Here is a 12,401-nt window from a genome sequence, read left to right on the forward strand (position 1 = left end):
GCGGCCGCGGCAGCCTCGCCGGCGCACGCGATCGAGATCGTCGCGGCGCCGTCGATGGTCGGCTCGGCGTGGACGTTCACAGCCAGGCCCTCCCGAGGTCAACGATCCGGGTCGGCTTCCCGGCGATCATCGGGGGCAGGGCGCCGGGGCGCACCGTCGCCAGCACCAGGCCGCAGACGTCGGGGTGCAGGCAGTAGCGCTCGCACTGCCGGTAGACGTCCCGGCGGCTGCCGCTGACCTTCACCTCCACAGCGATGCCGTGGGGTGGAGCAGCGTCGGTCGGCAGCAGGACGGGGACGAAGAAGTCGACAATGTCTTCGGGGCTCAGACGCCTCTCGCGCGAGAACACGAGTCCGAACCGCGTGAACGTCGTCTCGATCGCGTCCTGCAGAGTTCGCTCGGAGGCGAAGGGGTATCGCTCCAGGGACAGCATCCCGCACAGGGTGTCGAGCCGCTCGGCCACGCAATCGGGATCAATCGCGGCAGCCGTCACCACATAGGAGAGCGTGCTCACGGCCGCGCCTCCGGCCACTCCCGCACGCGCAGGTCTTCGGGCCACTCGGCCGGGTCCTCGCCCTTGCTGTCGTTAAAGTGGACGACATCGACGCCCTGGTAGCGACGCCACCGGGCGCCTGCGGCGATGGCGATCTCGGCCTCACCGCGCGACATGCGGCAGGTGCGGCCGAGCTGCTTGACGAAGATCGGCATCGCCGACGCGCGGCACTGCCGCACCAGGTCCCGGACAATGTCGATGTCGGTCGGCTCGGGGCCGTTGAGGCCGCCGACGATCGCCAGATCGAGGCCGCCCGTGCGGCCGCGGCCGCCGCGCACGTCCCAGAGGACGCCGCCGCCACATTTGATCTCGGCAAGGTCGATGTAGTTGAGGACCGGCTCGAATGAGACCAGCCGCTTGGAAAGCGGCGTCTGCAAAACTTCCGGAATCATCCAGTCGGCATCGGCCTGGGTGGAGCAGCTCGGGCCGGCCCACACGTTGGGGAGGGGCCACACATCGATCGTCGGCACCCCGGGCTTGCCGGGTACGTACATCAGATCTTCGATCGCCATCGCCCGCTTCGGCGTTCCCATGACGGAAAAGCCGGCGTCCAGATAAGCCCGCATCACCTCCGGCCGCTTCGTCAACTCGATGTAGGTGTGCTGCGGCGTCAGCGCCTGCACGGCTTTGATGCGATCGCGCCACTCGGGCTTCACCCACGGCCCGTACAGATCGGTCATGCTGCAGGGGAAGATGCGCAGGGGCTTGCGCCAGTGCAGCGGCTGCTGCAGCGTCTTCTCGTCCAGGTAAATCTCGACGTCGTCCCGGTGTCCGGGCTTGAAGGGCAGGCCGGTGCCGCCGCGCGCGGCGATGCGGTTCTGGTCGCCGGCGTAGCAGTGCTTGCATCCCTCGTGGACCGGCTCGCAGTGCCAGCCGATCTTGCCGGTCACCCGGTGTCGGGCCCGGATCGGATTCCAGGTGCGGCCCGGCTGGCCGGTCTTGTCGCGCAGCCACGAGATCGTGCTCATGCGGCGACCTCGAGTCGAACGAGCCTGCCCTCGGGCGTCACCAGCCGGAGCCTGTCCGGCGCGCTGCGGACCTCGGCTTCGGCTTCGGCCTTCGTGTAGCGGCCAGCCCTGATCGCGTCCGTGGTGTAGCCTCGGCCCTGCGGCCGATAGTACGCCTCCTTGTGCTCCGACCAGATCATGAAAGCCTGCTCGGCGCCGAACAGCAGGCGGCGCAGCGTCTCGGCCTTCCGGAAGTCCATGCGGCCGATGGCGCCACCTAACACCTGCTCGAGCCGCTCGCGGCGGAGCCTGTCGTTCCGCTTGCGGCGCAGGTCGTCGGGCTGTCGAGTGTAGACCTGGAAGCTGGCGAGGTTCTGCAGCGTCCAGGGCCCGGCAACGACCCACCACATGTTGTTGATGTTGTAATAGGCAGTGCCGCGCAGGATGCGGCCTTTGCCGTCGGGGAACCACACCGTGACGCCGTGCTCGATCGTTCCGCCGTCTGCGGACGTCGAATAGCTCGGAGCCGTACAGATCGGGCGACCGAGCGCCTTGTCGCTGTGCCAGCTCTTGGCGTAGCCGTCGGCGATGTGCGCGAGAGCGGTGATTTCGCCGAAGCCCGGGCCGATGCCGAGAGCAAACCGCTTGACGGACTCGATCGTCGCGACGGTGCCCAGCCAAGCGAGCACCCGCCGCTCCTCCAGCGTCAGTCGCAGGCGATCGAGGTAAGCCAGCCGGGCCCGTTTGTCGAAGTCGTAGCGGTGACCGTTCGGGTTCCGCTGCGGCCACGTCTCGGCCCAGACATCCATCTCCACGACGCGGCCGGACACCTTGATCGAAGCCCGGAGCGCGCCCTTGGCGGCCAGACGGTGCGACGGGGACAGGCAGGAGTAGTTCCGCTTGATCTGGGGATCGACCCTCACCTTCCAGCCGGCGCCGCGAAGGTGGCGGATCAGTCCGCCATAGATTTCGCGGCTGAAGCTCGGGTCTCTGGCGTCGTCCTGCCAGATGCCGATATGGGTGTCGTGCAGGCGCACCGTGACCTTGCGCATCGCGATCTCTCCGCGTCGGATTGGGGTGTTCACGGGCGAGGCCCTCCGGCGGGCCACCACCAGTCCGGCCGGCGGTCGGTGCAGTAGGGAAAGCGGGTGAACCAGGCGTCGGCCTGCCGCTGGGCCACTGTGATGTGGGCGGCGGCGCGGCGGCAGGACTCGAGGTCCTGGTACTGGATGCCCTGAACGCCCTGGTGCAGGCCGTTGTGGGCCGCCGTGGCGAAGATCAGCCAGGTGGTGACGGCCCCCGTGGCCGTGACGGCGGCCATGTCAGCCGTCCGCCGTCGGCGCGCACAGACCAGGGTTGATCGTCATGGCCGGGTATGCGAGGGAGGGCGAACGGGTGTTCCGGTTCTTGTCGGAACGCCTGGAGCACTGTGTTGGAAAACGCCCCTCGGCCCCGTAGCTCAGTCGGATAGAGCAGCAGCCTTCTAAGCTGAAGGTCGTAGGTTCGAGTCCTACCGGGGTCGCCATCGGATCGCCGAGGAACCGGTTCGTTCCCGCCGGATGGACGCTTCGACGCTGCTCGGCCGCTCAGACCGCTACAGTCGGCACATCTGGAACACTGCGCCAGCAGCTCCCGCGTATGCCGCCGCCTTTTGTCTCGCTGCACCCAGGCAGGCGGCCTGTTTCGCAAAGTAATTCATATCATACAAAGGAGCTAATTTATGAATTAGCCCAGCAATGATTGTCGGCCGTCGAGCAGAATGCAATGCAAAGCAATTATTAAGTTCCTCCGCGTAGTAATGTTCATAATTCAATACCTCCGTCGGCTTCGGACGAGGCCGGTCTTCGCTTGCCCGGTCAGCCTCGCAGACGACCTTCGCCTTTAGGCGCGATCATCCTCCACGAAGGACGAGCCCGAATGAATATGCGCTTCGACATGACGATCGGCCGTAAGATCTACGCGCTCATCGGGCTGGCTTTTGCGGGGTTGCTCGGCGTTTCGATGCTGGATTCTCGCGAGCTGGCGTCGAGCCTCAAGGAGCAGAAGCAGATCGAACTGCGGCATCTGGTCGAGATCGCGGCAGGCATCGTCAAGGAGGAGCATGCTGCCGCCGAGAAGGGCACCATAACCATGGAGGCGGCCCAGACGCGGGCGCTGGATCGGCTCTCGGTGATGCGCTACGGCGCCAACGACTACTTCTTCGTACAGAACATGAGCAACACCATGCTCATGCACCCGCTGTCTCCGCAGATCGTCGGCAAGGACCTGTCCAATCTCAAGGATGCCAACGGCGTCCTGATTACGGTCGGCCTGAATGAAGCGGTCCGCAACGACGGCGCCGGCGTTCTCGAGTACATCTGGAACAAGCCCGGCGCGTCGACGCCGCAGCCCAAGATCACTTATGCGATGCGCTTCGCGCCGTGGAACTGGGTGGTCGGTACCGGCGTGTACATCGACGATCTCGAAGCACAGACCTGGGCCTCGACGAAGCGGTCGCTGATCGTCGCCGCGCTGGTGCTGCTGATCACGCTCGGTGTGTCGGTCTTCATGGCGGGGCGGATCACCAAGCCGCTGCAGCGGATGACCGCCACCATGAAGGATCTCGCCGCCGGCCGGCTCGATGTCGAGATCCCGGGCGTCGGGCGGCACGACGAGGTCGGCGCCATGGCCGAGGCGGTGGCGGTGTTCAAGACCAACGCGATCGAGCGCGCCCGCCTCGAGGCCGAGCAGAGGGAGGCGGAGGCGCTTGCCGCGGCGAAACGCAAGGCCGACATGGTGACGCTCGCCAATCAGTTCGAGCACGCGGTCGGCGGCATCATCGCGACGGTCTCGTCGGCGGCGACGGAGCTCGAGGCGACGGCGACGACGCTCACCCGCACGGCGGATACCACCCAACAGATGTCGGCGACGGTCAGCTCGGCCTCCGAGGAAGCCTCCACCAACGTCCAGGCCGTCGCGGCGGCGACCAACGAGATGAGCTCGTCGATCGGCGAGATCTCGCGTCAGGTCCAGGCGTCGAGCCGCATCGCCGACGATGCCGTCGGACAGGCCGCCAAGACCGACGCGCGGGTGAACGAGCTCTCCGTCGCGGCGAACCGCATCGGCGACGTGGTCAAGCTGATCACCGACATCGCCGAGCAGACCAACCTGCTGGCGCTCAATGCCACCATCGAGGCGGCCCGCGCCGGCGAGGCCGGAAAGGGCTTCGCCGTCGTGGCCAACGAGGTGAAGGCGCTGGCCGGGCAGACCGCCAAGGCGACCGGCGACATCTCCGCCCAGATCTCGGCCATGCAGGCGGCGACCAAGGACTCGGTGTCGGCCATCAAGGAGATTTCCGGAACCATCGGCCAGATCGCCGAGGTCGCCTCGGCGATCGCCGCGGCCGTCGAGGAGCAGGGCGCCGCGACGGCGGAGATCTCGCGCAACATTCAGCAGGCGGCGTCGGGCACCAGCCACGTGGCACAGAACATCACGGCGGTGAGCCGCGGCGCCGAGGAGACGGGTGCGGCGTCGGGCGAGGTGCTGAACGCCGCCGGCCAGCTCGCCCAGGACAGCAATCGGCTCCGCAGCGAGGTGGCGAAGTTCCTCGACAGCGTGCGGGCAGCCTGACGCTCCCGCACAGCGGCTCGGTTCACTCGGCGGCGAGCGGCGACCTCTCGGCATCGATCATCCGCTCGACGATGCGCCGCATCTTCTTCGGGGCGGCGTCGATCGCCAGGCCGATGCGCCGCGTCTCCGGCCGTGTCCGCTCGACGCGGTCGATCTCCTCGAGAATCTCCTTGTCCTCGTTGAACGCGGTGCGAAAGTCCTCGTGCAGGCGCTGGTCGACGTCGGCGTCGGAGAGGGCGAAGTTGCGCACGTGCAGCCAGTGGTCGATGCAGTGATGCGCGTCGACCGGCGTGATGAAATGGCAGGCGAAGATGCGCAGGCCGCGATCGCGTTCGGCGGGATCGAGCGCCGCCGCCGCCTCGGCGCTGCCGAAGTCGATCACGGCGATGCAGGGCGCGTCGTAGTGATAGTAATGCCAGCGGTCGACATGGCCGCTGAAATTGCCGTACTTGGCGAACAGCGGGATCGGCGGGGCGTCGCGGATCCAGCGCCAGACCACGACGCCCTTGCCGACCACCTCGTGCTGCACCGGAATGTCCTCGCTCGCGGCATTGCCGAGCGTCGACAGGTGCACGAAGCTGACATGAGCGGGGTCGCAGAGATTGTCGGCGAGGTTGAGATAGCTCGTACCGATGTGCAGGGCCTCGCCCTCCACGGCGTGCCACAAGGGCGAATGATACTGCGGCAGGTCGTAGACCGGCGCGGTGTCGGCGAGGGCGGCGTCTCCGGGCCAGATCCAGACGAGGCCCATCTGCTCGCGCAGCGGATAGGAGCGCACCCGCGCGCTCGTCGGAACCGTCGTCTGGCCGGGGATCCGGACGCAGGCGCCGTCCGGCCCGAAGGTCAGGCCGTGATAGCCGCATTCGACCGCATCGCCCTTGAGCTTGCCGCAGGACAGCGGCGCCAGCCGGTGCGGGCAGACGTCGTCGAGCGCCACCGGCTCGCCGCGTTCGGTGCGGTAGACGACGAGGTCGATGCCGAGAACCTTGTGGCGCGCGAGCGTGCGGCCGACATCGCGCGACCAGGTCAGCGGGTACCAGGCGTTACGGGGAGCGTTGGCCAGCATGGGTCACCCTTGTGCGAGGACGCGAGGTCACTGGGGGCGGCGAGCCGCCACCACGTTGTCGGGCGCCTGGTAGTCCTTGCCGTCGACATAGCGCCAGTCGACCATCACGCCGCGGCCGTCCTTCAGCGCCAGCCGGCCGAGATAGACGCCCAGCGTCGACTGATGATCGAGCGCGCGGAACGCGATCGGCCCGACCGGCGTGCTCTCGATCCGCAAGCCTTCGGTCGCCTTGATCAGGTCGTCGGTGCGCGTGGTGCCGGCCTTGTCGATCGCTGCGGCGAGCGCCAGCGTGTTGATGTAGCCGATCAGCGCCCCGATGGTCGGCGGTTCCTTGAAGCGCTCCTGGTAGGCCTTCAGGAACGCGTCGTGCTCTGGCGTGCGGATCGTGTCCCAGGGATAGCCGGTCACCAGCCAGCCCGACGGCACCTCGTCCTTGAGCGGGGCGAGATACTCCGGCTCGCCCGTCATCAGGCTGACCACGCTGCGGCCTTCGAAGGCGTGGCGCGTATTCGCCTCGCGGACGAGCTTGACGAGGTCCGGCCCGAAGGTCGCGTTGAACACCGCGTCCGGCTGGGCCGACATCATCGCCAGCACGGTGGCGCCGGCGTCGATCTTGCCGAGCGGCGGCCATTGCGAGTTGACGAACTCGACGTCCGGGCGCAGGCGCGTCAGCTCCGCCTTGAAGCTCGCCACCGCCGACTGACCGAACTCGTAGTTGGGCGCGATGGTGGCCCATCGCTTCGCCGGCATCTTGGCGGCCTCGCGCGCCAGGATGGCGGTCTGGGTGAAGGTGCTGGGCCGCAGCCGGAACGTATAGCGGTTGCCTTTCTCCAGGATCAGCGCGTCGGTGAGCGGCTGCGACGCCAGGAAGTAGATCTTCTTCTGGTTGGCGAAGTCGGCGAGCGCCAGCCCGACATGGGACAGGATGCCACCGGTGAGCAGGTCGACGCGCTCGGATTCCACGAGTTGCACCGCCTGGGTGATGGCGTCCACGGGCTTACCGGCGTCGTCGCGGGCGACGATCTCCATCTTCCGGCCGAGCACGCCGCCGCGGGCGTTGATCTGGTCGCGCGCCAGCTCCCAGCCCTGGCGATAGCCGCGGGTGCCGACGGGAAGCGCGGAGTAGCTGGAGACGTCGCCGATCCGGATCGGCGGTTCGGCTCGGGCGCCATCGGGCGCAGCGAGCAGCGTGCACAAGAGCAGCAAGACTACGCGACGGTGCATGATGACCTCCTGCCGGGGGAACTGGCGGTCAGACCGGCGATTGCGAATGTATGTAGTACTTACTACATGAGTGCACCGGAGAACGGCTTGTCTGTCAAGGTTCAAAACTGGGCAAGGATCGCCGAAAATCAGGCCACGCAGGCTGTTGGGCGAGCAAGGGGAGAACGTGCCATGGGTGGTGAGCTGGTCGAGCCGAGGTCGCGGCTTGGGGCGCCGCGGCGCCGCGGGACGGCGACCGCGCAGCCCGAAGCCGCCGAGCCCAAACCGACCGCGTCCAAGCCGAGCGCCACCAAGTCAACCGAGCCCAGCCCCCCCGAGCCGGTGTCCTTCGCCGGGGGGGAGCCGAAGCGCCGGCGCCGCGCCGCGCAGGACACGCGGGCGGCGCTCCTGAAAGCCGCGGTCGCCGAGTTCGCGCGGGAGGGCTACGGCGGTGCCCGGGTCGACCGCATCAGCACGGCGGCGAGCAGCAACGACCGCATGCTCTACTACTATTTCCACAGCAAGGAGGAGCTGTTCCGCCAGGTCATCGAGCATTGCTATGCGCAGCTGGTGGCGAAGGAGGATGCGCTCGACCTCGACGTGACGCGACCGCGCGAAGCGCTCGCCGCGCTCGTCGCGTTCAACTGGAACTATTATTGGAAGCACCCGGAGCTGATCAGCATCCTGGCGTCCGAAAATCTCTTCAAGGGCCGGCACGTCAAGAACAAGATTCGTGCGGCGTTCGCCTCGTCGCAGTTCTTCACACTGGAGCGCATCCTGGATCACGGCGCGAAGAGCGGCGTGTTCAGGCCGGACTGCGATAGCTTCCTGGTCTACATGTCGATCTTGTCGCTGACCTATTTCTACCGGTCGAACCTCCACACGCTGTCGAACTACATGCAGGTGGACCTCGCCGAGCCGGCGCGTCGCGACGCCTGGCTCGCGCATGTGCAGCGCATGATCGACGACCTGGTGCGCCGGCCATAGCGGCAGCCCGCGGGCTCGCGGCCGAAGGCTTCGGCGACCGCCGCGGCCGAGGCCGCTCTGCGGTGACGCGTCGGGCGTGCCAGTCCGGCATGTGGAACGAGCCGGACAGCCAAGACGTCTTCGAGGGGCAGCATGCGATATTCTTAACTCGCCGTTGAGCAGGTGGACGGACCCTGTCGGGCCAGATTGCAACCCACCCCCGACCGAGTCTGCCATGACAATCCGAATTCGTACGCGAATCCTCGCGGGCTTCGGCGCGGTCCTGCTGTTGCTGGTCGGCCTCGGTGCCGTCGCATTCAACAGCGCGTCGTCGCTCGCCGATCTGACGGCCGCGCTCTATCGGCATCCCTTCGCCGTCACCAACGCGCTGAACGTCGCCGACGCGAACATCATCGCGATCAACCGTGACATGAAGGACGTCGCGCTGGCGCAGCAGCCGGCCGACATCGACCGCGCCAGTGCCGAGATCGACCGAAGCGAAAGGCGTGTCTACGAGGAGTTCGCGATCGTTCGTGAGCGGTTCCTCGGTGACAAGGCCAAGCTCGAGGAGGCGGCGAAGGCTTTCGGCGCTTGGAAGCCGATCCGCGACGAGGCGATCCGGCTCAGCCGGGAGGGGCGTCGCGAGGATGCCGCCGCCGTCATGCGCACCCGTGGGACCGCAGCGATCGGCGCCGTGGATGCGCCGCTCCAGGAGATGCGGACCTTCGCGGTCAACACGGCCGCCCGCTTCATGGCCAACGCGTCCGCGACGGCTCAGAACACGCATGTCGTCATTCTCGGCTCCATCCTGTTCGCCCTGGCGGTCGGGCTCGGTGCGGCCCTGCTCACGGCGCGGGCGATCGTTCGTCCGATCGGCGGCCTGCGCGGCACCATGCTGGCGCTCGCCGACGGCAAGCTCGACGTCGCCGTGCCGGGGACGGCGCGAGGCGACGAGATCGGCGAGATGGCCAAGGCCGTCGAGGTCTTCAAGGGCAATGCGGTTCGACAGAGGCAGCTGGAGGCCGATCAGGCCGAGGCCGAAGCGCGTGCCGGGAGTGAGCGCAAGGCGGCGATGCACAAGCTCGCCGGCGATTTCGAGGCCGCCGTCGGCGAGATCGTGGAGACGGTATCGTCGGCCTCGACCGAGCTCGAGGCTGCCGCCGGGACGCTCACCCGAACGGCCGAAACGACGCAGCGCCTGTCGACGACGGTCGCCTCCGCGTCGGAGCAGGCCTCGGCCAATGTCCAGAGCGTCGCCTCGGCGACGGACGAGATGACGTCGTCCGTGAACGAGATCAGCCGGCAGGTCCACGAATCGACCCGCATCGCGGCCGAGGCCGTCAAGCAGGCGGAAAAGACCGATGGGCGCATCGGCGCGCTGTCGCAGGCGGCCGGCCGGATCGGCGACGTGATCAAGCTGATCACGGCGATCGCCGAGCAGACCAATCTGCTGGCCCTGAACGCCACCATCGAGGCCGCCCGGGCCGGCGAGGCGGGACGCGGCTTCGCCGTGGTGGCCCAGGAGGTCAAGGCGCTCGCCGCGCAGACCGGAAAAGCCACCGGCGACATCTCCAGCCAAATCTCCGGGATGCAGACGGCGACGCAGGAATCGGTGGCCGCCATCAAGGAGATCGGCGGCACCATCGCGCGCATCGCCGAGATCGCCGCGGCGATCGCGGCGGCGGTCGAGGAGCAGGGCGCGGCGACCTCCGAGATCGCCCGCAACGTCCAGCAGGCGGCGGCCGGCACGACCGAGGTGGCACGCAACATCTCCGACGTCAGTCGCGGCGCCGGCGAGACCGGCTCGGCGTCCTCCCAGGTGCTCTCCTCCGCCCAGTCGCTGGCGAGCGAGAGCGCACGGCTCAAGATCGAGGTCGGGAAATTCCTGCAGAGCGTGCGGGCCGCCTGACGCGCTGGCAGCCCGTCGCCCCGGGGGGGGGGTGGGGGGCGTCACGGAACTTGACGAGGCGCCGACCCACCCTCAGCGGCGGTTGACGTGGCGGATCCGCCAGCCACCGGCGACGCGGTCGATCCGGGTCAGCGACAGCGGCGCGATCACGAACCGCAGGGCCCCCTCGGGGGCGAGGTCGAGGGCGATGGCCAGCACGGCCCGAATTGTCCCGGAATGCACCACCAGCACGGTGTCGCCGGGGGGGAGGGTGGCGAGGCCGCGGCGCACCCGCTCGATCTGGTCGACGAAGCTCTCCCCTCCGGGCGGCCGGCGGCGGGCCGGGGAGCGCCAGAAGGTCGTGTAGGCGAGGCCGAGCTCGACCTCCAGCTCGGCGTGCCGGCGGCCGGTCCAGGCGCCGAATCCCTGCTCGCGGAAGTCCGGCTCGAGGATCGGATCGAGCCCGAGCGCCTGGGCGGTCGCCACGGTGCGCTGGGCCGGGCTGGCATAGACGGTGGCGCCGGCCGGCAGCTGCTCCTTCAGCGCGGCGATCGCGGCGCCGTCGCTGGTGTCGGCCGGGGCGTCCGGCGGATGGATGACGTCGCGCGGGCCCTCCACCGGGGCGTGGCGGATCAGCCAGAGGCGCTGCTCGGTCCCGGTGCCGTTCATGTCAGCCGAACCGGGCCGCGCAAGCCACCAGCACGGCGACCTCGACGGCCTGCTCGGCGGCGCCGAGCACGTCGCCGGTCTGCCCGCCGATCTGCCGCATCGCCAGTGCCCCGACGGCCGCCGCGGCCACCACGGCCACGGCGACGGCGAGCAGCGCCTCCCGGAGCGGCAGCATGATCAGGACCAGCACTGCGGCGATGATCGCGGCCGTGACGACGATCGGCTGGGCGGGGGTGCCGGCCTTGGCGCCGAGCCCGTCGGTGCGGGCCGCGGGCAGCTTGAACGACAGCGCCGGGATGGCGGCGCGGCCGAGCGCATGGGCCGCCACCAGCACGGGCAGTACGGCCACCCGGGGCAGGGCGGCGAGCGCGAACAGCTTCGCCGCGAAGCTCACCATCAGCACCACGGCGCCGTAGGTGCCGATCCGGCTGTCGCGCATGATCTCCAGCTTGCGGGCCTTGTCGCGGCCGCCGCCGAAGCCGTCGCCGGTGTCGGCGAGGCCGTCCTCGTGCAGGGCGCCGGTGAGCAGCGCGCTCACCCCCAGCGCCAGCGCGGCGGCCGGTAGGGTCGGCACGCCGACCAGCAGGAGCCCCAGATAGGCCACGCCCACCGCAGCCCCGATCCCCGCCCCGACGAGCGGGAAGACTCGCATGGCTCGTGCGAGGTATGAGGGCGCCGGCCCGTCCGGATGGGCCATCGGGATTCGCGTCAGCAGCCCGACCGCGACCCGCAGGTCGTCCTGCCAGTCGCGCATGCTGTTGCCGTTGTCCAAAGTGTTGGTCATCGAAAAGGACTCACCGTTGACGTTTCCCACTTTAGACGACCTTCGCGCCGCCTGTCGCGATCTGCCGGCCGGCGACGAAGCCGCCGCCGCCGCGGCACTGGCGCGCCAGGCCGTGCTCACCAAGCCGCCCGGCAGCCTGGGCCGGCTGGAAGACCTCGCCGTCTGGCTCGCCCGCTGGCAGGGCCGGCCGATTCCGAAGCTCGACCGCGTCTCCATCGTGGTGTTCGCCGGCAACCACGGCGTCGCGGCGCGCGGCGTCTCGGCCTTCCCGATCGACGTGACGGCCCAGATGGTGGCGAACTATGCCGCCGGCGGCGCCGGGATCAACCGTCTCGCCGAGACGGCCGGTGCGACCTTGCGGGTCGTGCCGCTGGAGCTCGACCGGCCGACCGCCGACTTCACCAAGGCGCCAGCGATGGAGACGGCCGACTTCCTGGCCGCCGTCTCGGCCGGATACGAGGCGGTGTCGCCCGACGACGACCTTTTCGCCGTCGGCGAGATGGGCATCGGCAACACCACGGCGGCCGCGGCCCTGTGCGCCGCGCTGCTCGGCGGCGGCGCGACCCGCTGGGTCGGCCGCGGCACCGGCGTCGACGAACACGGGCTCGCCCGCAAGCGCGACGCCGTCGAGGCCGGCCTCGTGCGCCACGCCAAGCTGGTCGGCGATGAAGACCGGGTCGCGGCGGTAGAGGGCGTAGGCGAGCAGCAGGATGCCG

General features: G+C 69.0%; 12 protein-coding genes and 1 tRNA gene. 5 read left to right on the forward strand and 8 right to left on the reverse strand.

Annotated features, from left to right (window positions below; translation table 11 throughout):
• Nucleotides 1-76: 76 nt before the first annotated feature.
• The 4 genes from CH341_RS20515 to CH341_RS20530 all read right to left on the reverse strand — a co-directional run bounded on the left by CH341_RS20515 (nt 77) and on the right by CH341_RS20530 (nt 2,821).
• Nucleotides 77-514, reverse strand: a complete 438-nt coding sequence (locus CH341_RS20515; RefSeq protein WP_146604557.1) for a hypothetical protein — start codon at nt 512-514, stop codon at nt 77-79.
• Nucleotides 511-1,443, reverse strand: a complete 933-nt coding sequence (locus CH341_RS20520) for a DUF5131 family protein (protein WP_170149736.1) — start codon at nt 1,441-1,443, stop codon at nt 511-513. Before CH341_RS20520 ends, CH341_RS20515 begins: the two co-directional genes overlap by 4 nt.
• A 74-nt stretch (nt 1,444-1,517) precedes the next feature.
• Nucleotides 1,518-2,612, reverse strand: coding sequence for a hypothetical protein (locus CH341_RS20525; RefSeq protein WP_245431163.1), 1,095 nt, complete (start codon nt 2,610-2,612; stop codon nt 1,518-1,520).
• Nucleotides 2,582-2,821, reverse strand: a complete 240-nt coding sequence (locus tag CH341_RS20530) for a hypothetical protein (protein WP_111420845.1) — start codon at nt 2,819-2,821, stop codon at nt 2,582-2,584. Before CH341_RS20530 ends, CH341_RS20525 begins: the two co-directional genes overlap by 31 nt.
• Nucleotides 2,822-2,948: 127 nt before the next feature.
• On the opposite strand from CH341_RS20530, the gene CH341_RS20535 reads away from it, so the two are divergent.
• Both CH341_RS20535 and CH341_RS20540 read left to right on the forward strand, forming a co-directional pair.
• A tRNA-Arg gene (locus tag CH341_RS20535) sits at nt 2,949-3,025 on the forward strand.
• Nucleotides 3,026-3,417: 392 nt separating this feature from the next.
• A complete protein-coding gene (locus CH341_RS20540; RefSeq protein ID WP_111420846.1) occupies nt 3,418-5,109 on the forward strand; it encodes a methyl-accepting chemotaxis protein in 1,692 nt (563 codons plus the stop codon).
• Nucleotides 5,110-5,131: 22 nt separating this feature from the next.
• On the opposite strand, the gene CH341_RS20545 is transcribed toward CH341_RS20540, so the two are convergent.
• Together CH341_RS20545 and CH341_RS20550 are read right to left on the reverse strand one after the other, a co-directional pair.
• Nucleotides 5,132-6,175, reverse strand: a complete 1,044-nt coding sequence (locus tag CH341_RS20545; RefSeq protein WP_210208482.1) for an aromatic ring-hydroxylating dioxygenase subunit alpha — start codon at nt 6,173-6,175, stop codon at nt 5,132-5,134.
• A gap of 27 nt (nt 6,176-6,202) precedes the next feature.
• On the reverse strand, nt 6,203-7,399 hold the full coding sequence (locus CH341_RS20550; protein WP_111420847.1) for an ABC transporter substrate-binding protein: 1,197 nt from the start codon (nt 7,397-7,399) through the stop codon (nt 6,203-6,205).
• A gap of 171 nt (nt 7,400-7,570) precedes the next feature.
• On the opposite strand from CH341_RS20550, the gene CH341_RS20555 reads away from it, so the two are divergent.
• Entirely contained in the window at nt 7,571-8,365 is a 795-nt protein-coding gene (locus CH341_RS20555) for a TetR/AcrR family transcriptional regulator (RefSeq protein WP_111420848.1), read from the forward strand.
• A 214-nt stretch (nt 8,366-8,579) separates the two neighbouring features.
• A complete protein-coding gene (locus CH341_RS20560) occupies nt 8,580-10,253 on the forward strand; it encodes a methyl-accepting chemotaxis protein (protein ID WP_111420849.1) in 1,674 nt (557 codons plus the stop codon).
• Between the two features lie 72 nt (nt 10,254-10,325).
• Here CH341_RS20560 and CH341_RS20565 read toward each other — a convergent pair whose 3' ends face one another.
• Together CH341_RS20565 and cobS are read right to left on the reverse strand one after the other, a co-directional pair.
• Nucleotides 10,326-10,901 carry a histidine phosphatase family protein gene (locus tag CH341_RS20565; RefSeq protein WP_111420850.1) on the reverse strand — a complete coding sequence of 192 codons (576 nt, stop codon included), beginning with the start codon at nt 10,899-10,901 and terminating at the stop codon, nt 10,326-10,328.
• 1 nt (nt 10,902) lies between these two features.
• Entirely contained in the window at nt 10,903-11,685 is a 783-nt protein-coding gene (cobS, locus tag CH341_RS20570; RefSeq protein ID WP_245431164.1) for an adenosylcobinamide-GDP ribazoletransferase, read from the reverse strand.
• A gap of 16 nt (nt 11,686-11,701) precedes the next feature.
• On the opposite strand from cobS, the gene CH341_RS20575 reads away from it, so the two are divergent.
• Nucleotides 11,702-12,401: nicotinate-nucleotide--dimethylbenzimidazole phosphoribosyltransferase (locus CH341_RS20575; RefSeq protein WP_111420851.1), on the forward strand; the 700-nt coding region annotated here is incomplete at its 3' end.

It is taken from the genome of Rhodoplanes roseus (assembly GCF_003258865.1).
In the GTDB taxonomy this organism is placed as follows: Bacteria; Pseudomonadota; Alphaproteobacteria; order Rhizobiales; family Xanthobacteraceae; genus Rhodoplanes; species Rhodoplanes roseus.

What these genes read in the sequence shown, in the direction of transcription:
- CH341_RS20530 (WP_111420845.1), bottom strand. Translation starts at nt 2,821, where the DNA reads ATGGCCGCCGTCACGGCCACGGGGGCCGTCACCACCTGGCTGATCTTC.
- CH341_RS20540 (WP_111420846.1), top strand. Translation starts at nt 3,418, where the DNA reads ATGAATATGCGCTTCGACATGACGATCGGCCGTAAGATCTACGCGCTC.
- CH341_RS20545 (WP_210208482.1), bottom strand. Translation starts at nt 6,175, where the DNA reads ATGCTGGCCAACGCTCCCCGTAACGCCTGGTACCCGCTGACCTGGTCG.
- CH341_RS20550 (WP_111420847.1), bottom strand. Translation starts at nt 7,399, where the DNA reads ATGCACCGTCGCGTAGTCTTGCTGCTCTTGTGCACGCTGCTCGCTGCG.
- CH341_RS20555 (WP_111420848.1), top strand. Translation starts at nt 7,571, where the DNA reads ATGGGTGGTGAGCTGGTCGAGCCGAGGTCGCGGCTTGGGGCGCCGCGG.
- CH341_RS20560 (WP_111420849.1), top strand. Translation starts at nt 8,580, where the DNA reads ATGACAATCCGAATTCGTACGCGAATCCTCGCGGGCTTCGGCGCGGTC.
- CH341_RS20565 (WP_111420850.1), bottom strand. Translation starts at nt 10,901, where the DNA reads ATGAACGGCACCGGGACCGAGCAGCGCCTCTGGCTGATCCGCCACGCC.
- cobS (WP_245431164.1), bottom strand. Translation starts at nt 11,685, where the DNA reads ATGACCAACACTTTGGACAACGGCAACAGCATGCGCGACTGGCAGGAC.